Genomic DNA, 25508 nt, shown 5'->3' with positions numbered 1-25508 from the left:
AACTTGCATGTGTTAGGCACGCCGCCAGCGTTCATCCTGAGCCAGGATCAAACTCTCAAATAAAAGTTTATCAGGCTCAGATACTATTGTTATCAAAATATCTGGCTTTATGGTTTGTTTCTTGTTTATAAATTAACCTACTGTTTAATTTTCAAAGTTCTTTTGTCTTATTTTTGTGCTCCTTTTGGGCACTCATATATAATATCATCTATGTTATTCTAAGTCAACGCTTTTTTAACTTTTATTTTAATTATTTTTTTGTCAAAACAAAAATAGCTCATATTAATGCATTTTTAAACACCTCAATACAAGCTATTTACATATTTAGACTTATTTTTATAATTATTTCAACTTAGATATTTTTGTATACCTATGTATATCGCCCACGCTATCTTTTCTTGATATGTTTCATCTGTCAAAAGTTTACATTCTTTTTCATTTGATAGAAAACCACACTCTATTAACACTGATGGAATATTATTTTCTTTCAAAAGGTATATGTCATCTCTAGGCTTAACTTCTCTGTTATTTGTTTTATCTACTACTCTTTTAAGTTCTTCTTGAATACACTTCGATAATTCCTTGCTATCTTGTTTATCTTTAGGATAAAAGGTCTGAGCTCCATAGTATTTAGACTGTTCAAATGCATTTAGATGTATGGATACGAACATATTAGCATTGGAATTAGAAATTATTTCTTTCCTATTTTTTAAGTTCTCATTATATTTTTGTCTTGTAGATTTATTATTTTCTTCTTTATAGAGGCTACTGTCATCTTCTCTGGTTAATATTACAAGACCTCCACTTGATTCTATAAGCTCTCTAAGCTTAAGTGTTATTGCTAAGTTGATATCTTTTTCAGATGTGCTCTTATCCTTGTTTAATGCTCCTGGATCAATACCTCCATGACCAGCATCTAAAATTATTGTTTTATTTGTTATTGGCATATATTTGATAACATCTTCAGAAATATTTTTCACTTCAAATATTGATACTATTACTAGACACACCATAACAAAACTAAAAATTATATGTTTTATGTACTTTCTCACAACATCACCCTGTATATGTATACTTATAAAAACACTATAATATTCCAAATATTAGTACAAACATTTAAATTTCACTTTAGTATTTATCAATCTCTATTTTTTAATATTAATATATGATTACATAAATATGCTATATTCACGTCTACTCTAAATTCCTATTTTTAATTATTATCGAATAACAGGTATAATAAATTATGACAATTTATATTATGAATTATATTATTGAATAACCTAAATTCTATTGCTTATAAAATGTAAAATTTTTAATTATATTTACTGTAACTTTCTTTATTAATTTCTCAATAGAACTATTATTCCAATAACTTTAACATGTAATTTTTTATTAGACAATTAAAACAATAAAAAGGATGTTTTTCTATTGAAAAACATCCTAATAAGATATCTTATTATTTTATTGTATATCAATAATTAACTTAAACCCAACATTTTAACATGCTCCCATATTTTCTGAATGGCAGAAAATAAAGGATTTTGCTTTTCCAAAAAAATAAATAATTATCTTTTTGAGAATTGTGGAGCTCTTCTTGCTGCTTTTAATCCGTATTTCTTTCTTTCCTTCATTCTTGCATCTCTAGTTAAGAAACCTTCTTTCTTTAAAGCAGGTCTTAAATCTAAATCAGCTTTTAATAAAGCTCTAGATATACCATGTCTTATAGCTCCAGCTTGTCCAGTGAATCCTCCACCTTCAACTTTTACTATAACATCATATTTATTTTCATTACCAGTTAAAACTAATGGTTGTTTAACATCTCTTATTAATGTTTCATAGTTAAAATAATTTTCTAATGCTCTTCCATTTACTAATATATTTCCTTCACCTGCAACTAGTCTTACTCTAGCAACAGAACTTTTTCTTCTTCCAGTTCCATAATATTGAACGTTAGCCATTATAAACTCCTCCTTTCACCTATTAATCTTATTTAAAGTTTAAAACTTCTGGATTTTGAGCTGCATGAGTGTGTTCAGCACCTGCAAATACTCTTAATCTAGTCATCATTCTACTTCTTAATTTGTTTTTAGGTAACATGCCATTTACAGCATGTGCTATAACTTCTTCTGGTTTTTTATCCATCATATCTCTATAAGATATTTCTTTTAATCCACCTACATAACCAGTGTGGTATCTGTAATATTTTTGATCTAATTTTTTTCCACTTAAAACTACTTTTTCTGCATTAACTACAACAACAAAATCTCCACCATCAACGTGAGGAGTAAATGTTGGTTTATGTTTACCTCTCAATACTGTCGCAATTTCTGTTGCTATACGACCTAATGTTTTTCCTTCAGCATCAACTAAGTACCATTTTCTTTGTACATCAGCTGGCTTAGCTATATAACTTTTCATAACTGTCCCTCCTTAACTACTTTTCATAAAAATTTTTTACCGTTTATGTCAAGTCCGGGGCAAGTGGACTTATTAACACATTCTCATATATTTTAATACATGTAGCCTGGTGTGTCAAGTTAATAATGAACTTTTTTAAGAAATAATCCTTGTGCTGGAGCTGTATGTCCACATCTTGATCTGTTTTTGGATTCCATTATATCTAAAAATGATTCATTAATTCTACCACGTCCTATATCAACAAGTGTTCCAACAATAATTCTCACCATATTATATAAGAACCCATCTCCACTAATTTCTAAAGTAATCAAATCATCTGTTTTTTTTATATTTATATCATATATTGTTCGTATTGTATCTTTTACAGATGAACCAGAACTCATAAAACCTTTAAAATCATGTGTACCCAATAGGCTTTTTGATTCTATACACATTTTATCAAAATCAAGTTCGTACTTTACTTGATATGATATGTTGTTAAGTATTGGATGTCTAAACTTACTGTTATATATTAAATATTTATATGTTTTTCCTTTTGCACTGTATCTTGAATGAAAATCATCATTAACTTCATATGCTTCTATAACTGATATATCTTTTGGTAATTTAGCATTTAGTGCCATTGGTATACTTTCTATACTTATACTTGAACTAATTTTAAAATTTGCAGTTTGTGCAAGAGCATGAACTCCTGAATCAGTTCTACCTGACCCTATAAGTTTAACTTCTTCATTCGTTATCTCATATATAGCCTTTTCAATTGTACCTTGTATCCCTAGGGAATCTGGTTGCTTCTGCCATCCACAATAATTTCTACCATCATATTGGATTGTAATCTTTATATTTCTCATATTTTACCTCATCTATATATGCTTCTATTAAATCGCTATAAATCTAGTAGCTATGATTAATCCTAAATAAATAACTTGAAACACACATGCTATATAATCTGCTTTTACTATAACAGACTCCCTCATTTTTGTTCTATTGTGCCCACCTCTATAACATCTAGCTTCCATAGCCATAGCCAATTCATCTGCTCTTCTAAATGCACTAACAAATAGTGGAACTAAAAGAGGTACTAGATTTTTAGCTCTATTTATAAGATTTTTACTTTCAAAGTCTGCACCTCTAGACATCTGAGCTTTCATTATTTTATCTGTTTCGTCCAATAATGTCGGAATAAAGCGCAAAGCAATTGTCATCATCATTGCAAGCTCATGAACTGGTAAACCAATTTTCTTAAAGGGATTCAATAATCTCTCTATACCATCTGTCAATTCTATTGGTGAAGTTGTTAAAGTAAGTAATGATGTCCCAATTACTAAAAATATAAGTCTTATTGCCATAAAAATTGCTTGTCTCAAACCTTGACTTGTTATCGTTAAAAATCCAAATGACCATATCTCATCACCTGGTAAGAAAAAAATATTTATAATAAATGTAAATAAAATAATCCACTTAAGAGGCTTTACACCCTTAACAATATACTTAACTGGTATATTAGCTAACTTTATCATACCTAATAAACATAATAAAACTATCATATAAGGCCAAAATTTATTTACTACAAATATAGATACCATAAATACAATTGTTGCTACAAGTTTTATCCTTGGATCTAATTTATGAATAGCAGAACTTGTTGGGTAGTATTGCCCTATAGTTATATCTTTTAACATAATCCTCGCCCTCTCACAACTCTTAATATTTCCTGTTTTGCTTCTTCTAAAGTCAATATGTCTTCACTAATGTCAAAACCTTGTTCTCTTAATTTCAATGCAAGTTCTAAAACCTGTGGAATATCTAAACCAATTTCTTTTAATTTAATAGCATTTGATTTAAATACATCTCTAGGAGTACCCATAAATTCTATTTTCCCATGATTCATAACAATTAAAGTTTGTGCCAACTTTGCCATATCATCCATACTATGTGATGACAATATTATAGTCATATTGTTTTTTTCATGTAAATTTTTTATTAAATTGAAAATTTCATCTCTTCCACCAGGGTCAAGACCTGCAGTTGGCTCATCTAATATAAGTACTTCTGGATTCATTGCTATAACTCCAGCTATTGCAACTCTACGTTTTTGTCCTCCTGATAATTCAAATGGAGATTTATCTTTAAATTCCTCATAGTCAAGTCCTACAGCTTCCATCGATGCTTTTACCCTATTATGTATTTCAGCCTCTTCTAGACCTAAATTAGCGGGTCCAAAAGCTATATCTTTATCAATTGTTTCTTCAAATAATTGATATTCTGGATATTGAAATACAACACCTACTCTTTTCCTTATCTCAGTTAAATTTAAATTCTTATCTGTTATATTAAAATCATTTATAAAAATCTCTCCTGAGGAAGGCTTTAATAGTCCATTTAAATGTTGTATCAATGTAGACTTTCCTGAACCTGTATGACCTATAAGTCCAACAAAATCTCTATCTTTAATTTCAAAAGATACATCATCAAGTGCCTTACTTGCAAAAGGCATCCCTTCATTATATATATGTGTTAAGTTCTTTACTATAATTGACATAATTCCATCACCATCTCATCCACAGTTAATATATCACTACTAATATTTATACCTTCTTCTATTAATAAACTAGACAACTCTGTCATACAAGGCACATCTAAACCGATTTCCTTTAACATATCTATTTTACTAAATACTTCTTTAGGAGTCCCTTCTAAAAGTTTCTTACCTTTCTCCATAACGACAACTCTATCAGCTTCTACAGCTTCTTCCATAAAGTGAGTTATATGTAAAACAGTTATATTTTCTTCTTTATTAAGTCTTTTTATTGTTTTCATAACTTCTTTTCTTCCAGATGGGTCTAACATCGCTGTTGCTTCATCAAATATTATACACTTAGGCCTCATTGCAATTATACCTGCTATTGCAACCCTCTGTTTTTGACCACCTGATAACAAATGTGGTTGTCTACCTCTTAAATCATACATACCTACACTTTTTAAAGACTCTTCTACAATACGTCTTATCTCTTTTGGCTCTATGCCTAAGTTTTCAGGACCAAAAGCCACATCTTCCTCTACTATTGTGGCAACAATTTGATTATCTGGGTTTTGAAATACCATGCCTGCTGTTTGTCTTATATCCCATAATCTTTCTTCTTCTTTGGTATCCATTCCATCAATGAGAATATTTCCTTCTGTAGGCATAAGAATAGCATTTAAGTTTTTAGATAAAGTAGACTTACCAGAACCATTATGTCCTATTATCGCAACAAATTCTCCCTTTTTAACATCCAAGCTTAAATTATCTATTGCTTTAAGTTTTGCTTCATCTGTAATATACTCAAATGAAATATTGTTTACTTTTATTATATTATCCATTAATTCATACTCCTTTTAGTAAGCAATAACTTATAAAAATCATTTTACACATTATTATATCACACCTTAGTCAGAAAAATAAAAAAAAGATTAAGCCATCAAGCCTAATCCTTTCCTTACTATACTAATTCTATAAAAGCCATTTCAGCAGCATCGCCTTTTCTTGGCCCTATTTTTATTATTCTAGTGTATCCACCATTTCTCTCAACATATTTTGGAGCTAAATCTGTGAATAAGTTATTAACTACTGTTTCATCCATAACATAAGCTAAAACTTGTCTTCTAGCATGAAGATCTCCTCTTTTAGCAAGAGTTATCATCTTTTCAGCCATTCTACGAGTTTCTTTAGCTCTAGTTACTGTAGTTTCTATTCTTCCACTTCTTAGTAAACAAGTTACTAAGTTTCTTAACATAAGGTTTCTGTGAGCTGTTTCACGTCCTAATTTACGGTACTTAGCCATTCTTATCCCTCCTTTGCTCGCTATTCTTCACTTGGTTTTAAACCTAGCCCAAGTTCCTCTAGTTTTTGTATTACCTCTTCTAATGACTTTTTACCTAGGTTTCTAACCTTCATCATATCGTCTTCAGACTTATTAGCTAATTCTTCAACTGTGTTAATTCCCGCTCTCTTTAAACAGTTGTATGATCTAACTGATAAATCTAATTCTTCTATAGTCATTTCAAGAACTTTTTCTTTTTGATCTTCTTCTTTTTCTACCATGATTTCAACACTACTTACATGTTCAGTTAAGTCTATAAATAGATTTAAATGCTCAACTAATACTTTTGCAGCTAATGATATACCTTCTTGAGGGTTTATACTACCATTAGTCCAAACTTCTAGTACTAATTTATCATAATCTGTTTTTTGACCAACTCTTGTGTTTTCTACATGATAACTAACTTTCTCAACAGGAGTATATATTGAATCCACAGGTAAAACACCTATTGGAACATTCTCTGTTTTATTTTCTTCAGCAGAAACATAACCTCTACCTTTATCTACAAATATTTCCATATTAAACTTGGCATTATCATCTAATGTAGCTATTGCTAAGTCTTTGCTTAATATTTCAACATCTGGAGGACAGATTATATCTGAACCTGTGATAGAGCATGGTCCTTGAGCCTCTATTTTAAGTGTTCTACTTCCTTCACCATCTATAGTTGCTGAAAGCTCTTTTAAAGTTAATATTATCTCTGTAACATCTTCTTTAACACCAGGTATTGTAGAGAATTCATGAAGAACTCCATCTATTTTTATAGCATTTACAGCTACACCTGGTAAAGATGATAATAATATTCTTCTTAGTGTGTTACCTATAGTTATTCCATATCCTCTTTCTAGAGGTTCTATAACAAACTTACCATATCTATAGTCTTCGCTAAGCTCAACTATATCTACTTTTGGCTTTTCTATTTCTATCATGGACAAAACCCTCCTTAAAATTCAGTAATCCACTGAGGGTAAACAAAATTTTAAAATAATTTTTAAAAGTGTGCTTATTATTTAGAGTAAAGTTCTATGATTAAGTGCTCTGCTATTTCAAGATCTATATCTTCTCTTGTTGGAACACCAACTACTTTTGCTGTCATTCCTTCTACATTAGCTTCTAACCATTTAGGAGCTATTCTTGAGTTAACTTCTACTAAATTTTTGAATTTTGCAGAAGATCTTGATTTTTCTTTAACTTCTATCACATCTCCAACTTTAACTGTTAATGAAGCTATATCTACTTTATTTCCATTTAAAGTGAAATGACCATGAGTTACTAATTGTCTAGCTTCTTTTCTAGAAGATGCTAGTCCCATTCTGTAAACTACATTGTCTAATCTTCTCTCTAATAAACTTAATAAGTTCTCACCTGATTTTCCAGGCATGTTCTCAGCACGTTCGTATAAATTTCTAAATTGAGTTTCTAAAACTCCATATATTCTTTTAACTTTTTGTTTTTCTCTTAATTGTAATCCATAGTTAGAAACTTTCTTTCTCCCTTGGCCATGTTGACCTGGAGCATAGTTTCTTTTAACTATAGCACATTTATCTGTATAACATCTATCACCTTTAAGGAATAATTTCATTCCCTCTCTACGGCATTGTCTACATGATGCACCTGTATATCTTGCCATTTATCTACACCTCCTATTTGTACTCTTATTAATTACACTCTTCTTCTCTTTGGTGGTCTACATCCGTTATGTGGGATTGGAGTAACGTCTTTTATCATAGTTACTTCTAGTCCAGTTGCTTGTAAAGCTCTTATAGCAGCTTCTCTTCCTGAACCTGGCCCCTTTACGAATACCTCAACACTTTTTAATCCGTGTTCCATCGCAGCTTTTGCAGCTGTTTCAGCAGCCATTTGAGATGCAAATGGAGTTGATTTTCTTGATCCTTTGAATCCTAATTGTCCTGAACTTGCCCAAGATATAGCATTTCCATGAACGTCAGTTAAAGTTATTATTGTATTGTTGAAAGTTGACTGTATATGAGCATGACCACGTTCTATATTTTTACGTTCTCTTCTTCTAACACGTGTAACTTTCTTTTTTGGTTTAGCCATTTTCCTTTTCCCTCCTTCATCTAATTATTATTTAATTATTTTTTCTTTTTACGAGATACTGTTTTTCTAGGACCTTTTCTAGTTCTAGCATTAGTTTTAGTTCTTTGTCCTCTTAATGGAAGACCTTTACCATGTCTAATTCCTCTATAACATTTTATATCTCTTAATCTCTTTATGTTTAAAGCAATTTCTCTTCTTAAGTCACCTTCAACTAAGAAATCGTCATCTATAACTTTTCTTAACTCATTAACTTGATCTTCTGATAAATCTTTTATTCTTGTATCTGGATTTATCTCAGCTTTAGCTAATATTTCGTTAGCAGTTGCTTTACCTATACCATATATATAAGTTAAGCCTATCTCCGCTCTTTTTTCTCTAGGTAAATCTACCCCAGCTATTCTTGCCATGATCGCACCTCCTACACATAGTTTTTAGTGTTTAAAACTTCATATCATATATCAATCCTACGTCAGATTGTTCAACGATTTTAACGTTCTTTTGTTAACATCACAATATAGTATTATACTATAAAATTTAACAAAATACTAGTAATAATTTCTTATCCTTGTTTTTGCTTATGCTTTGGATTTTCACAGATAACCATTACTTTTCCTTTTCTTTTTATTACTTTGCATTTTTCACATATTGGTTTTACTGATGGTCTAACTTTCATTATTAATCCCTCCTTAGACTAAATATCAAGATAGTCTACTTCTTACGCCAAGTGATTCTCCCTCTTGTAAGGTCATATGGAGAAAGTTCAACATTCACCTTATCACCTTCAAGAATTCTTATGAAGTTCATTCTTAGCTTTCCAGAAATGTGGCATAATATCTCATGTCCATTTTCTAATTTAACTTTAAACATAGCATTAGGTAAAGCTTCTGAAACTGTACCTTCTAATTCTATAACATCTTTTTTGGCCATTAACTAACCAGCCCTCCATTTCAATAAGTTAAATTATCTAATTTAACTTAGTAAGTTCAGCTCTTAAAAAAGAATCTGTAATCTCTTGTCCAGATACTACTCTTTTTCTAACTTCATCATTAATAAAATTATATTTTTTTAAGTGCTTAACTTTCTTTAACTTAGGTTTGTCAAGTTTTCTTTTCTTTCCATCAGCTATTAATACATATTCATTATTAATTATCTTGACTACGAAAAATAAATTTCCTTCATCTCGACCTAATGAAACCTTAACAACTTGACCTATACTTAAATTATCTGATAGCACTTTTTTCACCTACTTCTTAATTTACAACTTTGTCAATATCAAAGGTTCATGTTCAGTAATTGCTATCGTATGCTCATAATGAGCTGATTTTTTTCCATCTATTGTAACAGTCGTCCACCCATCTGATAGAGTCTTTACATGATAACGACCTGCATTAACCATTGGCTCTATAGCAATAACCATTCCTTCTCTAAGTCTTGGTCCTTTTCCTGGGAGTCCATAATTAGGTACCTGTGGATCTTCATGAAGATTTGCTCCAACTCCATGTCCTACCAAATCCCTAACTACTGAGAAACCATGTTTCTCAACGTGTGTTTGTACTGCGTGTGAGATATCTGAAAGTCTATATCCTAATTTAGCAAATTTTATTCCTTCATAGAAGCTTTCTCTAGTTACTTCTATTAATTTCCTATCTTCTTCAGATATCATGCCTACTCCATGAGTTTTCGCAGAATCACCATGATATCCTTTATAATAGGCTCCTATATCTAAGCTTACAATGTCTCCTTCTTTTAATAGAGTCTCACCTGGAATTCCATGTACAACTTCTCTATTGATAGAAGCACATATACTTCCTGGAAAACCTCCATATCCTTTAAAAGATGGTTCAGCATTGTATTTTCTTATATTCTCTTCAGCTATTTTATCTAATTCTAAAGTAGATATTCCCGGAGAAATAGCATTTCTTAAAACTTCATGAGTATCAGCAACAATTTTGCCTGCTTCTCTTAAAAGTTCTATTTCTTTCTTTGATTTCAAGATAATCATTTATTTTCCACTTCCTAAAGCAGCAACAATATCTTCAAATACTTTATCTATTGCTTGGTCACCTTTTATATCAGCTATTATACCTTGTTTGCTATAATAATCTACTAAAGGCTTAGTTTCATCTAGATAAACTTGTATTCTCTTAGATACAGTTTCTTCATTATCATCAGCTCTTTGATATAATTCTCCTTGGCATACATCACATACACCTTTTACTTTAGGAGGATTAAACTCAACATGATAAGTAGCTCCACAAGACTTGCATATTCTTCTACCAACTGCTCTAGATACTAATATACTCTTATCAACTTCAATATTGACAACTTTATCTAGTACTATACCAGCATTTTTTAAGAATACATCTAAATGCTCACCTTGTGCTACATTTCTTGGAAATCCATCTAACATAAATCCATTTTTACAGTCTTCTTGAGATATTCTATCAGTAACTAAACCTACAGTTAACTCATCTGGTACTAATAAACCTTGGTCCATGTATTCTTTAGCTTTTTTTCCAAGTTCTGTTCCCTCTTTTATATTCTTTCTGAATATATCTCCTGTTGATATATGAGGTATATTGTATTTTTCTACTATTCCTGCCGCCTGAGTACCTTTACCAGCACCTGGAGGTCCAAGTAATATTATTCTCATATTATCCATCTCCATTTTATTTTAAGAAACCTTGATAGCTTCTCATAACTAAGTTTGACTCTAATTGTCTCTTAAGCTCCAAAGCAACCCCAACAACGATTAGCAATGAAGTCCCAGCTAGACTCATATTTACATTCATATAATGTGTTGTAAGAGCTGGTACCATAGCAATTATTGCTAAGAAAGTAGCTCCAGCTAAAGTTAATCTTGTTAAGATTCTATTTAAATAATCCATAGTAGGTTCACCTGGTCTGATACCTGGTATAAATCCACCATTATTTTTCATATTTTTAGATATATCTTCTGTATTGAATGATACAGTTGTATAAAAATATGAGAAGAAAATTATAAGTAGAATTTCAATTGATCTGTATGTCCAAAATCCTTGTTCTGTTGCCATACTTAAGTATTTTTGAACAAAAGCTTGAGCATCTGCCCCCATAAACATAGCTATTGTTTGTGGAAAAGCTAAAAGTGAACTAGCAAAAATTATAGGCATAACTCCTGATTGGTTAACTTTCATTGGTATATGAGAACTTTGTCCTCCATACATTTTTCTTCCAACAACTCTTTTAGCATATTGTACAGGTATCTTTCTAGTAGCTTCTTGTATAAATGTAACTCCTGTAACTGTAAGTAATATAACTACAATTAGAAGTATTATTACCCAAGGTGCAACTTGACCAGATTTAACTTGTTGTGCGATTTTAATAACATCTGTTGGTATTCTTGATATAATACCTGCAAATATTATTACTGAACTACCATTACCAATTCCTTTTTCGGTAATTTTGTCCCCAATCCACATTACTAACATACTTGCTGAAACTAATGTTATTACAACAGTTGTGATAAAAAACACACTATTTGATATTAAAGCACTTCTTACAATTCCTAATGTAATTCCCAAAGCTTGTACAACTGCTAGAGCTAGTGCTGTATATTTAGTGTACTTATTGATTTTTTTCTTTCCTTCTTCACCAGATTTTTGAAGTTCTGCTAAACTTTCAAAACCTACTGTTAGAAGCTGTATTATGATTGATGCAGTAATATATGGACTTATACCCAAAGCAAATAATGAAAAGTTACTAAATGCTCCACCCGTAAACATATTATACAGAGAAAGTAGACTATTGCCGCCTACCATCTTTTGTATAATACTAGTGTCTATACCTGGAACTGGTATTGTAGTACCTATTCTGAATATCACGATCATCATAAGTGTATACATTACTTTTTTTCTTACTGCTTTAATCTTCCAAGCTTGTTTTAATTTTGACAGCACGCTAATTCACCCCGCCTGTACTGGCTAGGAGATTAGCAGGTTATTATACTAACTCTGCTTTTCCACCAGCTTTTTCTATTTTTTCTTGAGCTGAAGCTGTAAATTTAGCAGCTTTAACAGTTAAAGCTTTTTCTAAATTACCTTCACCTAAGATTTTAATTCCATCTTTACCTATTTTGCTTATAGTTTTAGTAGATTTTAATAATTCTGCAGTTATTTCTGTTCCATTTTCAAATCTATTTAAAACTTCAACATTAACTTCTGTGTAAACTTTCTTAAATATGTTATTGAAACCTCTCTTAGGAAGTCTTCTAGCTAGTGGCATTTGTCCACCTTCGAACCCTATTCTTACTCCACCACCAGAACGAGACCATTGACCTTTTTGTCCACGTCCTGCAGTTTTACCTTGTCCAGTTGCAGTACCTCTACCTAATCTTCTTTTAGCTCTTACTGCACCTTCAGCAGGTTTTAACTCATGTAACTTCATGGATTGCACCTCCTTGCACTACTTTTTAAAAATTATTCAGCTATTTCAGTTACTTCTAATAAATGACTTACTTTTTTTATCATACCTCTTATTTGAGCATTGTCTTCTTTTACAACAACTTGTTCTCTTTTTCTTAATCCTAACGCTTCAACATTCTTTTTTTGGTTAGGAGTAGTTCCTATAACACTTCTAACTAATTTTATTTGTAATTTAGCCATTTTACACTACCTCCTTACCCTAGAAGTTCTTCAACTTTTTTACCTCTAAGTTTAGCTATATCTTCAACTGTTTTTAGAGAATTAAGTCCTTCTATTGTAGCATTTACCATATTTCTTGGATTGTTAGATCCTAAAGATTTAGCTCTAACGTCTTTTAGTCCAGCTAACTCAAGTACGGCTCTAGCAGGTCCCCCAGCTATTACTCCTGTACCTTCTACAGCAGGCATTATTAATATATTTCCAGCACCAAAGTGTCCGCGTACTTCGTGAGGAATTGTAGTCCCAACCATTGGCACTACTATTAGATTTTTCTTAGCATCTTCAACTGCTTTTTTTATAGCGTCTGGTACTTCCATTGCTTTCCCAGCACCTATACCAACGTGTCCGTTTTCATCTCCAACAACTACTAACGCTGCAAATCTGAAGTTTCTACCACCTTTTACAACCTTAGTAACACGTCTTACTTCAACAACTTTTTCTTGTAAGTCAAGTTGTCCTGCATCTATCGGCTTACGACGTAGCATGTATTTTTCCCTCCTTCGTATTAGAACTTAAGACCAGCTTCTCTAGCACTTTCAGCTAATTCTTGAATTCTTCCATGATATAAGTATCCACCTCTGTCAAATACAACTTCAGTGATTCCTTTTTCAACAGCTTTTTTAGCAACTAATTCTCCAACTTTCTTAGCTGCTTCCTTATTTCCTGTATGATTAACAGCACTCTTAACTTCTGCTTCTAAAGAAGATGCAGCAACTAGAGTTACTCTGTTTGTGTCATCTATTATTTGAGCATATATATTGTTAGCACTTCTAAATACACATAATCTTGGTCTTTGAGCAGTACCGCTTATTTTTCTACGAACTCTCTTATGTCTTTGAAGTCTATTAGCATTTTTATCAGCCTTTTTTAACACCTAGCTCACTCCTTTCTAGCGTTTAAGTTTTGGTATTATTTTTTACCAGTTTTTCCTTCTTTACGTCTGATTACTTCATCAACGTATTTTATACCTTTACCTTTGTATGGCTCTGGCTTTCTCCAAGCTCTTATTTTAGCAGCATAGTTTCCTACTAATTGCTTGTCTATACCTTTTACTATTAACTCAGTTTGGTTTGGAGCTTCAACAGTTATTCCTTCTGGATCTTCCATTTCAACTGGATGAGAGAAACCTAAGTTCATAACTAATTTTTTCCCTTGTTTTTGAGCTCTGTATCCAACACCTTTTAGTTCTAATTTCTTTTCGAAACCAGTATTTACACCTACAACCATATTATCTAATAAAGTTCTAGTTAATCCGTGTAAAGATCTGTGTTTTTTATTATCAGTTGGTCTTTCAACCATTATTGTATTTTCTTCTTTTTTTATATTTAACTCAGCACTTAATTGTTTAGTTAAAGTTCCCTTTGGACCTTTTACTGTAACTAAATTTCCTTCAGCTATAGTAACTTCAACACCTGCTGGTATTATTATTGGTTTAACACCTATTCTTGACATGGTCGCACCTCCTTACATTGTTCATATTAATTACCAAACGTAGCAGATTACTTCTCCACCAACATTTTCTTTTCTAGCTTGCTTGTCAGTTAATATTCCTTTTGAAGTAGATATTACTGATATTCCTAATCCATTTAATACTTTTGGTATTTCATGGTTAGCAGCGTAAACTCTCATACCAGGCTTAGATATTTTCTTAAGACCTGTGATAACTCTTTCGCCTTCTTGTCCGTACTTTAATTGTATTCTTATGATACCTTGTTTTCCATCTTCTATAACATCATAACCTCTTATGAAACCTTCTTCTAATAAGATTCTAGCTAACTCTTTCTTCATATTAGAAGCTGGAACATCTACAGTTTCATGCTTAACAACATTAGCATTTCTTATACGAGTAAGCATATCTGCAATTGGATCTGTCATTGTCATTTTGTAGCCCTCCTTCCATTCTAATCAAGCTTCTACCAGCTTGCTTTTCTAACACCAGGTATTTGACCTTTATAAGCTAATTCTCTAAAGCATATACGGCATATACCAAATTTTTTCAAAACTGAATGCGGTCTTCCGCATATAGTACATCTAGTGTATTCTCTAGTAGCGTACTTTTGCTTTCTTTGTTGTTTAACAACCATCGCTTTTCTAGCCACGGGAATCCCTCCTTTGCTTACTTAGAAAATGGCATTCCTAATAATTTTAATAATTCACGAGCTTCTTCGTCAGTTTTTGCTGTAGTAACGAATATTATATCCATTCCTCTTACTTTATCAATTTTATCATATTCTATTTCAGGGAATATTAATTGTTCTTTAACTCCTAAAGCATAGTTTCCTCTACCATCAAAAGCATTAGGGTTAACACCTCTAAAGTCTCTAACTCTTGGTAAAGAAACTGATACTAATTTGTCCATAAAGTAGAACATTTTGTCAGCTCTTAATGTAACTTTTGTTCCTATTGGCATTCCTTCTCTTAGTTTGAAGTTAGCAACAGATTTTCTAGCTTTAGTTATAACAGGCTTTTGTCCTGATATTATTTCTAATTCTTCAACGCCTTTTTCTAATCCTTTTGGATTTTCTCTAGCATCACCTATACCCATGTTAATAACTATTTTATTTAACTTAGGTATCTCCATTACGTTTTTATATCCAAATTTCTCCATTAAAGCAGGAGCAACTTCTTTCATGTATTTTTCTTGTAATCTAGAAGCCATTTAAGGTCCCTCCTTTCAAGCAATATTTATTATAATTCTTTTCCGCTCTTTGCTGATACTCTTACTTTTGTCCCATCTTTTACTTCATATCTTACTCTAACGCCTTTTCCTGTTTCAGGATCAAATGGCATTACATTAGATATGTGTATTGGGGCTTCTTTATTTATTATTCCACCTTGTTGGTTCATAGCACTTGGTTTTTGATGTTTAGTTATTACGTTTACACCTTCAACTAATACTTTATCAGCTTTAGGGTATACCTTTAAAACTGAACCTTTTTTACCTTTATCTTTACCTGCTATAACTACAACAGTGTCACCTTTTTTAACACGCATCATGTCCTATTGCACCTCCTTAATTATAGTACTTCTGGAGCAAGAGAAACTATTTTCATGAATTCATTGTCTCTTAACTCTCTAGCAACAGGCCCGAATATACGAGTTCCTACTGGAGTTTTATCGTCCTTTATTATAACAGCAGCATTTTCATCAAAAGATATATAGCTTCCGTCATTACGTCTTACGCCTTGTTTGCTTCTTACTATAACAGCTTTAACAACCTTACCTTTTTTTACAACTCCACCAGGTGTTGCACTTTTAACAGTAGCAACTATAACGTCGCCTATGTTACCATATCTTCTTTTACTTCCGCCTAGAACACGTATACATAAAAGTTCTTTAGCTCCTGAGTTATCAGCAACTCTTAGACGTGATTCTTGTTGTATCATATCGTAATCCCTCCTTCTTCAAAAACTACTTAACTTTCTCAACAACTTCAACTAGTCTGAATCTCTTATCTTTAGATAAAGGTCTAGTTTCCATTATTTTAACTCTATCTCCGATGTTACATATATTCTTTTCATCATGAGCCTTAAATTTCTTAGTTCTCTTAACACGTTTGTTATATAGTGGATGACGTACGAATTCTTCAACAGCTACTACTATTGTTTTATCCATCTTATCACTAACAACACGGCCTATTCTAACTTTTCTTCTTCCTCTTTCCATGTTTAAAAAGCCTCCTTTCCAAATTAAGCTCTAGTTTCGTATAACTTTCTTTCAGCAAGAACAGTTTTAACTTTTGCTATATCCTTCTTAACAAACTTTATTCTAGCTGTATTTTCTAATTGACCAGTAGCTAATTGGAATCTTAAGCTAAATAATTCACTTTTGAAGTCGTTTAATTTGTTCATTAGCTCTTCGCTTGTTAAATCTCTTAATTCTTTAGCTTTCATCCTATTCACCACCCTTTACTTCTAAATCTTCTTTTTTAACAAATTTACATTTGATTGGTAATTTATGTGCAGCAAGTCTCATAGCTTCTCTTGCTTTATCTTCAGAAACACCTGCTAATTCAAACATAACTCTTCCTGGCTTAACTACAGCTACCCAATATTCTGGAGAACCTTTCCCTGCACCCATACGAGTTTCTGCTGGTTTTCTTGTTACTGGTTTATGAGGGAATATTTTTATCCAAACCTTTCCCCCTCTTTTTATATATCTAGTCATCGCGATTCTGGCAGCTTCTATTTGATTAGAAGTTATCCAAGAAGCTTCTAAAGCTACTAATCCAAACTCACCATAAGTAACTTTGTTACCTTTATGAGCTTGCCCAGCCATACTTCCTCTATGAACTCTACGACGCTTTACTCTTTTTGGCATTAACATGAGTATTTTTCCTCCTTCCTTGAACCTAACTATTATTAATTTCCTTTGTTTTCAGTTCTTTGAGGTCTTGATCCACCTTGAGGTCTTTGTCCACCTTGAGGTTTTTGTCCTCTATAGTTTCCTCTGTTATCGTTTCCTCTTCTATCATTTCCTCTTCTATCGTTTCTTCTGTTATCTCTCTTGTTGTCTCTTCTGTCGCTCTTTCTGCTTTCTTCTCTTGGATTTACACCATCTCTAGTTGGTAAAACTTCACCATTACATACCCAAACTTTTATACCTATTTTTCCATAAGTAGTATCAGCTTCAGCGAAACCATAATCTATATCTGCTCTTAAAGTTTGTAGTGGCACATTTCCTTCACTATAACCTTCAGTTCTAGCCATTTCAGCTCCACCTAATCTTCCTGAAGCAGAAACTTTTATCCCTTTAGCACCAGATTTCATTGCTCTTTGTATAGCTTGTTTCATTGCTCTTCTGAAAGCAACCCTTCTTTCTATAGCTAAAGCTATATTTTCAGCTACTAATTGAGCATTTTTATCTGTACTTCTTACTTCTACTATGTTAACTATTATACTTTTCTTTGTCATTTTTTCTAATTCAACTTTTAATGCTTCGATTCCAGCACCAGCTCTTCCTATAACTACTCCTGGCTTAGCAACATGTAAGTCCATTTTTATTTTGTTAGCTGATCTTTCTATTTCTATTCTAGCAACTCCAGCTGAGTATAATCTTTTCTTTAAGAATTTACGTATATTATGGTCTTCTAATAATAAGTTTCCGAACTCTTTTTTATCAGTAGCGAACCATCTTGAGTCCCAATCTTTTATAACACCGACTCTTAAGCCGTGTGGATTAACCTTTTGACCCATTATTTTCCCTCCTATCTATTAATTATTTTTTTTCTTTCACAACAACCTCTATATGAGAAGTTCTTTTTCTTATTGTAGTTGCACGACCCATAGCTCTAGGCATGAATCTCTTCATTGTTGGCCCTTGATTAGCAACTATTGATGCTATATATAATTTTTCAGTATCCATTTCGTGATTGTTTTCTGCGTTAGCTTTAGCTGACTTTACAACTTTAGCTATTATTGAAGCTGCTCCTCTTGGAGTGAACTTTAATATCGCTAATGCTTCATCAACATTCTTTCCTCTAACAAGGTCACAGATTTGGCCTGCTTTTCTTGGTGATACACGTACATATTTAGCAGTAGCTTTTGCTTCCATTGTTATTCCTCCTTTCTTAGTCATAATTTAATTATTTTCTCTTATTAGATTTTTCGTCATCCTTATGTCCTTTGAAAGTTCTAGTAGGAACGAACTCACCTAATTTGTGTCCAACCATATCTTCTGTTATATATACTGGAACATGTTTTCTTCCATCATGAACAGCTATAGTGTTTTCTACCATTTGTGGAAATACAGTTGAAGATCTTGACCAAGTTTTTATAACTTCTTTACTTCCACTAGCATTCATAGCTTCTATTTTCTTTAAAAGTCTTGCATGGACAAAAGGCCCTTTTTTAGTTGATCTTGACATTTATATTCCTCCTTTCCGAGCAAAAATAAATTTACTACTTAGTTCTTCTTGATACTATTAATTTATTTGAAGCTTTGTTTTTCTTTCTAGTTTTGTATCCAAGAGCTGGTTTACCCCATGGAGTAACAGGAGATGGTCTACCTATTGGAGATCTACCTTCCCCTCCACCGTGTGGATGGTCATTAGGGTTCATTACAGAACCTCTTACAGTAGGTCTTATTCCCATATGTCTTTTTCTACCTGCTTTACCAATAACTACGTTACCGTGCTCTATATTTCCAACTTGTCCTATAGTAGCTTTACAGTTTATGCTTACTAATCTCATTTCACCTGATGGTAATCTTAATAAAGCATTTTTTCCTTCTTTAGCCATTAATTGTGCAGAAACTCCAGCAGATCTAACTAATTGAGCTCCTTTTCCTGGCTTTAATTCTATATTATGAATGATAGTACCAACTGGCATATCTTTTAATGCTAAACAGTTTCCTGGTTTTATATCAGCACCTAATCCTGATAAGATAGTATCTCCAACGTTGATTCCAACTGGAGCTAATATATATCTTTTTTCTCCATCAGCATAGTTTAATAATGCAATATTTGCAGTTCTGTTTGGATCATATTCTATAGTAGCAACCTTAGCAGGTATACCATCTTTATCTCTTTTAAAATCTATTATTCTATATTTTCTTTTTTGTCCTCCACCTCTATGACGAACAGTTATTCTACCATGTACGTTTCTACCAGCATTTTTCTTTAAGTTAACTAAAAGAGATCTTTCTGGTTGGTTACATGTTATTTCCTCAGAAACTAAAACTGTCATTTGTCTTAAGGCAGGAGAAGTTGGTCTAAACTTTTTTATAGCCATCTGTTTTCCCTCCTTCGTTTGTTATAATATTACATTCCTTGGAAGAATTCTATTTCTTTACTATCAGCAGTTAATTTAACTACTGCTTTCTTAAAGCTTGCTGTTCTTCCTTGAGTTCTACCCATTCTTTTAACTTTTCCATCATAGTTTAAAGTATTTACTTTATCAACACTAACTCCGAATACTTTTTCTACTGCTTTTTTTATTTCAGTTTTGTTCGCATCTTTAGCCACAACAAAAGTGTATTTTTTTTCACCCATTTCAGCCATACTGTGCTCAGTTACAACTGGTCTTATTATTACATCATGTGGATTAGTCATTATGCGTACACCTCCTCCACTTTTTTAACAGCATCTGTAGTTATTATAAATGAATCATATTTTAATATATCATATACATTCATAGTATTAACTAATGCAGTTTGAACACCTTCTATATTTCTAGCTGATTTTATTACATTATCATTTTTATCAGCTATAACTACTAAAGCTTTTTTAGCAGCATTTATATTATTTAATATTTGAGCGAATTCTTTAGTTTTAGGAGCATCTATGTTTAATGCATCTAATACTATAACTTCACTATTTTGTATTTTTGAAGATAAAGCACTCTTCATAGCTAATCTTCTTACCTTCTTAGGTAATGTATATTTGTAACTTCTTGGTTTAGGTGCAAAAGCAACTCCTCCACCTACCCATTGTACAGATCTTGTAGAACCTTGTCTTGCTCTACCTGTTCCTTTTTGTTTCCAAGGTTTTCTTCCGCCACCTCTAACTTCTGCTCTAGTTTTAGCAGATTGAGTTCCTTGTCTCTTATTTGCTAATTGATTTTTTACAACTTCATATAAAACATGTCCATTAACTTCTACGCCAAATATAGAATCTGATAATTCTATTTCTCCAACGTTTTGTCCACTAATATTTAGTACATTTAATTTTGGCATTGTTATTCCTCCTTTCTCTAGGTTAGTCATTATTTAGAAACCTTTACAGCTTCTTTTATAGTTACTACTGAACCTTTAGCTCCTGGTATAGCTCCCTTAACTAATATAAGGTTCTTATCAGCATCTACTTTAACAACCTCTAAGTTTTGAACTGTTACCTTTACGCTTCCCATATGTCCAGCTAATTTTTTGTTTTTAAATACTCTACCTGGGTAAGAACAAGCTCCCATTGAACCTGGTCTTCTGTGGTATCTAGAACCGTGAGATTCAGGACCTCTACTTTGTCCATGTCTTTTTATTGGACCTTGGAATCCCTTACCTTTACTTATTCCAGTAACATCTATTTTTGCACCTGCTTCAAATACATCAGCTTTTATTTCTTGTCCAACTGTGTATCCTTCTACAGAATCTACTCTAAACTCTTTTAAATGTTTCTTTAAAACATTAGCAGCAGCTAAGTGTCCTTTTTTAGGCTTGTTTAAAGATTTTTCTTTAGCATCTTCAAAACCTATTTGTATAGCATTGTATCCATCTTTATCAACTGTTTTTATTTGAGTAACGACCATAGGTCCTGCTTCAACAGCTGTTACAGGTATAACTACACCTTTATCAGTGAATATTTGAGTCATACCAACTTTTTTTCCTAATATTCCATTCATATTAGCACCTCCTATAATTCTTACAGCGGATTACATCATTTTAGAAGTAATCATTCTAAGATAGTTACCTATAGGATAATATCTTAGGGGTTCTTATAATTTTATTTCTATATCTACACCTGCTGGTAAGTCTAATCTCATTAATGAGTCAACTGTTTTAGGTGTTGGATTAGCTATGTCGATTAGTCTTTTATGAGTTCTTATTTCAAATTGTTCTCTAGAGTCTTTGTACTTATGTACGGCTCTTAATATAGTTACAATTTGTTTTTCTGTTGGTAGAGGCACAGGTCCTGAAACTTGTGATCCAGCCTTTTTAGCAGTTTCAACTATTTTACCTGCTGAAAAATCTAATAATTTGTGATCATATGATTTTAATCTTATTCTTATTTTTTCATTCTTAGCCATTTTGTTTTCCCTCCTTTATCACGTGTTTAATTTTCAAGTTGCGTACAACCAATACCGATACACTGCTCCGGGTGTGTTGTAACTTTCAAATCGATATCAGTTCGTATTTCACTAGGATTTAATTCTTATTTTCTTAATCTCTCAAGCACACTATTATATTTTATATCATCTGTTACATTTTTTCAAGTTTTTTTTATGTTTTTTTCAATTTTATTTTCTCTTACAACATTATAACCTTAAACTTGATTATTAATCTATCTCAAGGCACTAGTTTAGTATATATGCTTTATTGCTACTTGTCAACAAAAAACAAAAAAGAGAGGTTGAACCCCCTCTTTTTTTATATGAAATCAATTAGCTTAGTAAAAGATTATTCGATTATTGTAGCAACAACTCCTGAAGCTACTGTTCTTCCACCTTCTCTTATTGAGAATCTTAATCCTTCTTCTACAACTATTGAGTTTATTAAGTCTACTTCCATTGTTACGTTATCTCCAGGCATTACCATTTCTATTCCATCTGGTAACTTACAAGCTCCTGTTACATCTGTTGTTCTGAAATAGAATTGTGGTCTATATCCATCAAAGAATGGTGTATGTCTTCCACCTTCTTCTTTTTTAAGTACATATACTTCTGCAGTAAATTTTGTGTGTGCTTTTACTGATCCAGTTTTTGCTAGTACTTGTCCTCTTTCTATTTCGTTTCTTTGTACTCCTCTTAATAATGCTCCTATATTATCCCCTGCTTGTGCTTGGTCTAATAATTTTCTGAACATTTCTACTCCTGTTACTACTACTTTTCTTGGTGCTTCTGTTAATCCTACTAATTCTACTTCGTCTTGTACTTTTAATACTCCTCTTTCCACTCTTCCTGTTGCAACTGTTCCTCTTCCTGTGATTGAGAATACGTCTTCTACTGGCATTAAGAATGGTTTGTCAGTATCTCTTTCTGGTGCTGGTATATATTCATCTATTTGCTCAAATAATTCTACTATTTTATTTCCCCATTCGCTCTTTGGATCTTCTAATGCCATTAATGCTGATCCTCTTATTATTGGAGTATCATCTCCTGGGAAATCATATTCTGTTAATAAATCTCTTACTTCCATTTCTACTAGTTCTAATAACTCTTCGTCATCTACCATGTCACATTTGTTTAAGAATACTACTATATATGGTACACCAACTTGTCTTGATAATAGTATATGCTCTCTTGTTTGTGGCATTGGTCCATCTGTTGCTGAACAAACTAATATTGCTCCATCCATTTGAGCTGCTCCTGTTATCATGTTCTTAACGTAGTCAGCATGTCCTGGGCAGTCAACGTGTGCGTAGTGTCTGTTTGGAGTTTCATACTCAACGTGTGCTGTTGATATTGTGATTCCTCTTTCTCTTTCTTCTGGAGCTTTATCTATGTTTGCGAAATCTACTGCTTCTCCTAATTGGTATCTGTCATATAATGTTTTTGTTATTGCTGCTGTTAATGTAGTTTTACCGTGGTCAACGTGTCCTATTGTCCCTATATTAACATGAGGTTTTGTTCTTTCGTATTTAGCTTTAGCCATTTTGAATTTCCTCCCTTTATCTTGTGCAAGACGAGACAAGTCTCGTCTTGCTGATTATTTTTTATATTTATATTATTAATTAATTTTTAAATTATTTTCCTTCAGCTATCTTTTTAGCAACTGAAGCTGGAACTTGTTCATAGTGATCGAATATCATTGTATAAGTTGCACGACCTTGAGTTGAAGATCTTAGGTCTGTAGAGTATCCAAACATTTCTGAAAGTGGAACAAATGCATTTATAACTTGTGCACCACTTCTTGCTTCCATTCCTTGGATTAATCCTCTTCTTGAGTTTAAGTCACCCATAACATCTCCCATGTAATCTTCTGGAGTAACAACTTCTACTTTGAAGTAAGGCTCTAAAAGAACTGCATTACCTTTCTTCATAGCATCTTTAAATGCCATTGAACCAGCCATCTTGAACGCCATCTCAGAAGAGTCAACTTCATGGTAAGAACCATCATATAACTCAACAGCAACGTCTACAACTGGATATCCAGCAACTATACCAGATTGCATAGCTCCTTGTATACCCATGTCAACTGGACCAACATATTCTTTTGGTACAGATCCACCAACAGTTTTGTTTGTGAATTTGTATCCTTCACCTGGCTCTTGAGGAGCAACTCTAATCTTAACGTGACCATATTGTCCTCTACCACCTGATTGCTTAGAGTACTTGTATTCAACATCAACTGGTTGAGTTATAGTTTCTCTGTATGCAACTTGTGGAGCACCAACTTTAGCTTCTACTTTAAATTCTCTTAATAATCTATCTACTATTATCTCTAAGTGTAATTCACCCATACCAGATATTATAGTTTGTCCTGTTTCTTGGTCAGTTTTAACTGTGAAAGTTGGGTCTTCTTCAGCTAATTTTTGAAGAGCTATACCCATTTTTTCTTGAGCTGCTTTAGAACTTGGTTCTATAGCAACAGATATAACTGGCTCAGGGAATTCCATAGATTCAAGTATTATTGGATTAGCAGGATCACATAATGTGTCTCCAGTAGTAGTATCTTTTAATCCTACTGCTGCTGCTATATCTCCAGCATAAACTTTAGTTATTTCTTCTCTTGTATTGGCATGCATTTGTAGTATACGACCAATTCTTTCTCTCTTATTCTTAGTTGCATTTAAAACATAAGAACCAGATTCTAATGTTCCAGAGTAAACTCTGAAGAACGCTAGTTTTCCAACAAATGGGTCAGTCATTATTTTGAATGCTAATGCAGAGAATGGCTCTTCATCAGAAGAATGTCTTTCAGCTTCCTCTCCATCTTCCAATATACCTTTTATAGCTGCTATATCAGTTGGTGCTGGTAAGTAATCTAAAACTGCATCTATTACTAACTGAACACCTTTGTTTCTATAAGCTGTACCACAGAAAACTGGGTTCATTTCACAAGCTATAGTAGCTTTTCTTATAGCAACTTTTAATTCATCTATAGTAGGTTCTTCACCTTCAAGATATTTCATCATTAACTCTTCATCAGTTTCAGCTACTGCTTCAACTAATTTTTCTCTCCACTCTGTAGCTAATTCTTTCATATCTTCTGGTATGTCTGTTTCTTCCATTTCAACACCTAAGTCGTCTTTGTATATAACCGCATCCATTTTTAATAAGTCTATTATACCTATAAATGAATCTTCTTTACCTATTGGTAATTGCATAGGAACTGCATTAGAATTTAATCTAGATTTCATCATGCTTACAACATTGTAGAAATCTGCACCTAATATATCCATTTTATTTACAAAAGCTATTCTAGGTACTCCATAAGTTTCAGCTTGTCTCCATACATTCTCAGATTGAGGTTCAACTCCACCTTTTGCACAGAATACAGCAACTGAACCGTCAAGAACTCTTAGAGATCTTTCAACTTCAACTGTGAAGTCCACGTGTCCAGGAGTATCTATTATATTTATTCTATGGTCTTTCCATGAAGCAGTAGTAGCGGCAGAAGTTATTGTTATACCTCTTTCCTTTTCTTGCTCCATCCAGTCCATTTGAGAAGCCCCTTCATGAGTTTCTCCTATCTTATGAGTTTGCCCAGTATAAAACAGGATTCTTTCTGTAGTAGTAGTTTTCCCTGCATCTATATGAGCCATGATTCCTATATTCCTAGTTCTTTCCAAAGGAAACTTTCTAGCCATGGTTATCCTCCTTATGATATC

Annotated in this window: 41 protein-coding genes and 1 rRNA gene; all 42 read right to left on the bottom strand. The window is 32.6% G+C overall.

The genetic code is table 11. From position 1 onward, the window contains the following. A 16S ribosomal RNA gene (locus tag KGF45_RS16485) occupies nt 1-63 on the bottom strand; the annotation flags it as partial. A gap of 284 nt (nt 64-347) precedes the next feature. Next, the gene (gene cwlD, locus KGF45_RS16480; protein ID WP_227842897.1) at nt 348-1052 is read right to left on the bottom strand and encodes an N-acetylmuramoyl-L-alanine amidase CwlD; all 705 of its coding nucleotides are present in this window, start codon (nt 1050-1052) and stop codon (nt 348-350) included. Nucleotides 1053-1568: 516 nt separating this feature from the next. Then, nucleotides 1569-1961: a 30S ribosomal protein S9 gene (gene rpsI, locus KGF45_RS16475; RefSeq protein WP_003421105.1), complete on the bottom strand. Its 393-nt coding sequence runs from the start codon at nt 1959-1961 to the stop codon at nt 1569-1571. A 28-nt stretch (nt 1962-1989) separates the two neighbouring features. Next, nucleotides 1990-2421 (bottom strand): 50S ribosomal protein L13, encoded by a 432-nt coding sequence (gene rplM, locus KGF45_RS16470; protein WP_227436993.1) that lies wholly within the window; start codon nt 2419-2421, stop codon nt 1990-1992. Between the two features lie 119 nt (nt 2422-2540). After that, the gene (truA, locus tag KGF45_RS16465) at nt 2541-3272 is read right to left on the bottom strand and encodes a tRNA pseudouridine(38-40) synthase TruA (protein WP_227842896.1); all 732 of its coding nucleotides are present in this window, start codon (nt 3270-3272) and stop codon (nt 2541-2543) included. A 27-nt stretch (nt 3273-3299) separates the two neighbouring features. After that, entirely contained in the window at nt 3300-4103 is an 804-nt protein-coding gene (locus KGF45_RS16460; RefSeq protein WP_227436997.1) for an energy-coupling factor transporter transmembrane component T family protein, read from the bottom strand. Next, complete coding sequence (locus KGF45_RS16455) at nt 4097-4963, bottom strand: energy-coupling factor transporter ATPase (RefSeq protein ID WP_227834972.1); 867 nt, start codon at nt 4961-4963, stop codon at nt 4097-4099. The genes KGF45_RS16460 and KGF45_RS16455 overlap by 7 nt, the downstream gene beginning before the upstream one ends. Continuing rightward, entirely contained in the window at nt 4951-5784 is an 834-nt protein-coding gene (locus KGF45_RS16450) for an energy-coupling factor transporter ATPase (protein ID WP_227830327.1), read from the bottom strand. The genes KGF45_RS16455 and KGF45_RS16450 overlap by 13 nt, the downstream gene beginning before the upstream one ends. 119 nt (nt 5785-5903) lie before the next feature. Then, nucleotides 5904-6245: a 50S ribosomal protein L17 gene (gene rplQ / locus KGF45_RS16445; RefSeq protein ID WP_227830328.1), complete on the bottom strand. Its 342-nt coding sequence runs from the start codon at nt 6243-6245 to the stop codon at nt 5904-5906. Nucleotides 6246-6265: 20 nt separating this feature from the next. After that, the gene (locus KGF45_RS16440) at nt 6266-7213 is read right to left on the bottom strand and encodes a DNA-directed RNA polymerase subunit alpha (RefSeq protein ID WP_227830329.1); all 948 of its coding nucleotides are present in this window, start codon (nt 7211-7213) and stop codon (nt 6266-6268) included. 77 nt (nt 7214-7290) lie between these two features. Beyond that, a complete protein-coding gene (rpsD, locus tag KGF45_RS16435) occupies nt 7291-7914 on the bottom strand; it encodes a 30S ribosomal protein S4 (RefSeq protein WP_227437005.1) in 624 nt (207 codons plus the stop codon). 32 nt (nt 7915-7946) lie between these two features. Continuing rightward, the gene (rpsK, locus tag KGF45_RS16430) at nt 7947-8345 is read right to left on the bottom strand and encodes a 30S ribosomal protein S11 (protein ID WP_227437007.1); all 399 of its coding nucleotides are present in this window, start codon (nt 8343-8345) and stop codon (nt 7947-7949) included. 35 nt (nt 8346-8380) lie between these two features. Further along, nucleotides 8381-8752, bottom strand: a complete 372-nt coding sequence (rpsM, locus tag KGF45_RS16425; RefSeq protein ID WP_227437009.1) for a 30S ribosomal protein S13 — start codon at nt 8750-8752, stop codon at nt 8381-8383. Nucleotides 8753-8904: 152 nt separating this feature from the next. Further along, the gene (gene rpmJ / locus KGF45_RS16420) at nt 8905-9018 is read right to left on the bottom strand and encodes a 50S ribosomal protein L36 (protein ID WP_002509257.1); all 114 of its coding nucleotides are present in this window, start codon (nt 9016-9018) and stop codon (nt 8905-8907) included. Nucleotides 9019-9053: 35 nt separating this feature from the next. Beyond that, nucleotides 9054-9272, bottom strand: coding sequence for a translation initiation factor IF-1 (gene infA / locus KGF45_RS16415; protein WP_003421127.1), 219 nt, complete (start codon nt 9270-9272; stop codon nt 9054-9056). 37 nt (nt 9273-9309) lie between these two features. Continuing rightward, nucleotides 9310-9579: a KOW domain-containing protein gene (locus tag KGF45_RS16410; RefSeq protein WP_227854967.1), complete on the bottom strand. Its 270-nt coding sequence runs from the start codon at nt 9577-9579 to the stop codon at nt 9310-9312. 21 nt (nt 9580-9600) lie between these two features. Then, nucleotides 9601-10347 (bottom strand): type I methionyl aminopeptidase, encoded by a 747-nt coding sequence (gene map / locus KGF45_RS16405; RefSeq protein WP_227830331.1) that lies wholly within the window; start codon nt 10345-10347, stop codon nt 9601-9603. Continuing rightward, nucleotides 10348-10998: an adenylate kinase gene (locus KGF45_RS16400; RefSeq protein ID WP_227437015.1), complete on the bottom strand. Its 651-nt coding sequence runs from the start codon at nt 10996-10998 to the stop codon at nt 10348-10350. Between the two features lie 16 nt (nt 10999-11014). Continuing rightward, complete coding sequence (gene secY, locus KGF45_RS16395; RefSeq protein WP_227437017.1) at nt 11015-12283, bottom strand: preprotein translocase subunit SecY; 1269 nt, start codon at nt 12281-12283, stop codon at nt 11015-11017. A gap of 43 nt (nt 12284-12326) precedes the next feature. Beyond that, a complete protein-coding gene (rplO, locus tag KGF45_RS16390) occupies nt 12327-12770 on the bottom strand; it encodes a 50S ribosomal protein L15 (RefSeq protein WP_227842895.1) in 444 nt (147 codons plus the stop codon). Between the two features lie 32 nt (nt 12771-12802). Continuing rightward, complete coding sequence (gene rpmD, locus KGF45_RS16385; RefSeq protein WP_227830332.1) at nt 12803-12988, bottom strand: 50S ribosomal protein L30; 186 nt, start codon at nt 12986-12988, stop codon at nt 12803-12805. Nucleotides 12989-13002: 14 nt separating this feature from the next. Continuing rightward, on the bottom strand, nt 13003-13512 hold the full coding sequence (rpsE, locus tag KGF45_RS16380; RefSeq protein ID WP_227437021.1) for a 30S ribosomal protein S5: 510 nt from the start codon (nt 13510-13512) through the stop codon (nt 13003-13005). Between the two features lie 20 nt (nt 13513-13532). Continuing rightward, a complete protein-coding gene (gene rplR, locus KGF45_RS16375; protein ID WP_227437023.1) occupies nt 13533-13901 on the bottom strand; it encodes a 50S ribosomal protein L18 in 369 nt (122 codons plus the stop codon). Nucleotides 13902-13936: 35 nt separating this feature from the next. Then, a complete protein-coding gene (gene rplF, locus KGF45_RS16370) occupies nt 13937-14479 on the bottom strand; it encodes a 50S ribosomal protein L6 (protein WP_003435668.1) in 543 nt (180 codons plus the stop codon). Nucleotides 14480-14509: 30 nt separating this feature from the next. Beyond that, on the bottom strand, nt 14510-14908 hold the full coding sequence (gene rpsH, locus KGF45_RS16365; protein ID WP_003421148.1) for a 30S ribosomal protein S8: 399 nt from the start codon (nt 14906-14908) through the stop codon (nt 14510-14512). Between the two features lie 32 nt (nt 14909-14940). After that, a complete protein-coding gene (locus KGF45_RS16360; RefSeq protein ID WP_003421149.1) occupies nt 14941-15126 on the bottom strand; it encodes a type Z 30S ribosomal protein S14 in 186 nt (61 codons plus the stop codon). A 17-nt stretch (nt 15127-15143) separates the two neighbouring features. Beyond that, the gene (rplE, locus tag KGF45_RS16355; protein WP_003421151.1) at nt 15144-15686 is read right to left on the bottom strand and encodes a 50S ribosomal protein L5; all 543 of its coding nucleotides are present in this window, start codon (nt 15684-15686) and stop codon (nt 15144-15146) included. Between the two features lie 29 nt (nt 15687-15715). After that, complete coding sequence (gene rplX, locus KGF45_RS16350; protein WP_227437031.1) at nt 15716-16021, bottom strand: 50S ribosomal protein L24; 306 nt, start codon at nt 16019-16021, stop codon at nt 15716-15718. A 23-nt stretch (nt 16022-16044) separates the two neighbouring features. After that, complete coding sequence (gene rplN, locus KGF45_RS16345; protein ID WP_003421155.1) at nt 16045-16413, bottom strand: 50S ribosomal protein L14; 369 nt, start codon at nt 16411-16413, stop codon at nt 16045-16047. Between the two features lie 25 nt (nt 16414-16438). After that, complete coding sequence (gene rpsQ, locus KGF45_RS16340; protein ID WP_003421156.1) at nt 16439-16693, bottom strand: 30S ribosomal protein S17; 255 nt, start codon at nt 16691-16693, stop codon at nt 16439-16441. Between the two features lie 23 nt (nt 16694-16716). Beyond that, nucleotides 16717-16920 carry a 50S ribosomal protein L29 gene (gene rpmC, locus KGF45_RS16335; protein ID WP_003421158.1) on the bottom strand — a complete coding sequence of 68 codons (204 nt, stop codon included), beginning with the start codon at nt 16918-16920 and terminating at the stop codon, nt 16717-16719. A 1-nt stretch (nt 16921) separates the two neighbouring features. Beyond that, nucleotides 16922-17353: a 50S ribosomal protein L16 gene (rplP, locus tag KGF45_RS16330; RefSeq protein ID WP_003421160.1), complete on the bottom strand. Its 432-nt coding sequence runs from the start codon at nt 17351-17353 to the stop codon at nt 16922-16924. A 35-nt stretch (nt 17354-17388) separates the two neighbouring features. Beyond that, nucleotides 17389-18222 (bottom strand): 30S ribosomal protein S3, encoded by an 834-nt coding sequence (gene rpsC / locus KGF45_RS16325; RefSeq protein ID WP_227830333.1) that lies wholly within the window; start codon nt 18220-18222, stop codon nt 17389-17391. 22 nt (nt 18223-18244) lie between these two features. Beyond that, nucleotides 18245-18580, bottom strand: coding sequence for a 50S ribosomal protein L22 (rplV, locus tag KGF45_RS16320; RefSeq protein ID WP_009887891.1), 336 nt, complete (start codon nt 18578-18580; stop codon nt 18245-18247). Nucleotides 18581-18611: 31 nt separating this feature from the next. Then, nucleotides 18612-18893 (bottom strand): 30S ribosomal protein S19, encoded by a 282-nt coding sequence (rpsS, locus tag KGF45_RS16315; RefSeq protein ID WP_021386634.1) that lies wholly within the window; start codon nt 18891-18893, stop codon nt 18612-18614. A 34-nt stretch (nt 18894-18927) separates the two neighbouring features. After that, nucleotides 18928-19758 carry a 50S ribosomal protein L2 gene (gene rplB / locus KGF45_RS16310; protein ID WP_227437027.1) on the bottom strand — a complete coding sequence of 277 codons (831 nt, stop codon included), beginning with the start codon at nt 19756-19758 and terminating at the stop codon, nt 18928-18930. A 29-nt stretch (nt 19759-19787) separates the two neighbouring features. Continuing rightward, on the bottom strand, nt 19788-20078 hold the full coding sequence (gene rplW, locus KGF45_RS16305; protein WP_003421170.1) for a 50S ribosomal protein L23: 291 nt from the start codon (nt 20076-20078) through the stop codon (nt 19788-19790). Next, the gene (gene rplD / locus KGF45_RS16300) at nt 20078-20701 is read right to left on the bottom strand and encodes a 50S ribosomal protein L4 (RefSeq protein ID WP_227830334.1); all 624 of its coding nucleotides are present in this window, start codon (nt 20699-20701) and stop codon (nt 20078-20080) included. Before rplD ends, rplW begins: the two co-directional genes overlap by 1 nt. A 29-nt stretch (nt 20702-20730) precedes the next feature. Next, the gene (rplC, locus tag KGF45_RS16295) at nt 20731-21360 is read right to left on the bottom strand and encodes a 50S ribosomal protein L3 (RefSeq protein ID WP_227437029.1); all 630 of its coding nucleotides are present in this window, start codon (nt 21358-21360) and stop codon (nt 20731-20733) included. Nucleotides 21361-21453: 93 nt separating this feature from the next. Further along, entirely contained in the window at nt 21454-21765 is a 312-nt protein-coding gene (gene rpsJ, locus KGF45_RS16290) for a 30S ribosomal protein S10 (protein ID WP_054268679.1), read from the bottom strand. A 370-nt stretch (nt 21766-22135) separates the two neighbouring features. After that, nucleotides 22136-23329 carry an elongation factor Tu gene (tuf, locus tag KGF45_RS16285; RefSeq protein ID WP_227842893.1) on the bottom strand — a complete coding sequence of 398 codons (1194 nt, stop codon included), beginning with the start codon at nt 23327-23329 and terminating at the stop codon, nt 22136-22138. 91 nt (nt 23330-23420) lie between these two features. After that, a complete protein-coding gene (fusA, locus tag KGF45_RS16280) occupies nt 23421-25487 on the bottom strand; it encodes an elongation factor G (RefSeq protein ID WP_227437035.1) in 2067 nt (688 codons plus the stop codon). Between the last annotated feature and the right edge of the window lie 21 nt (nt 25488-25508).

Source organism: Clostridioides sp. ZZV14-6154, from assembly GCF_020657785.1.
Lineage (GTDB): Bacteria > Bacillota > Clostridia > Peptostreptococcales > Peptostreptococcaceae > Clostridioides.
Note: the sequence above shows the minus strand (reverse complement) of the source record. Positions and strands in the feature narration are given on the sequence as shown.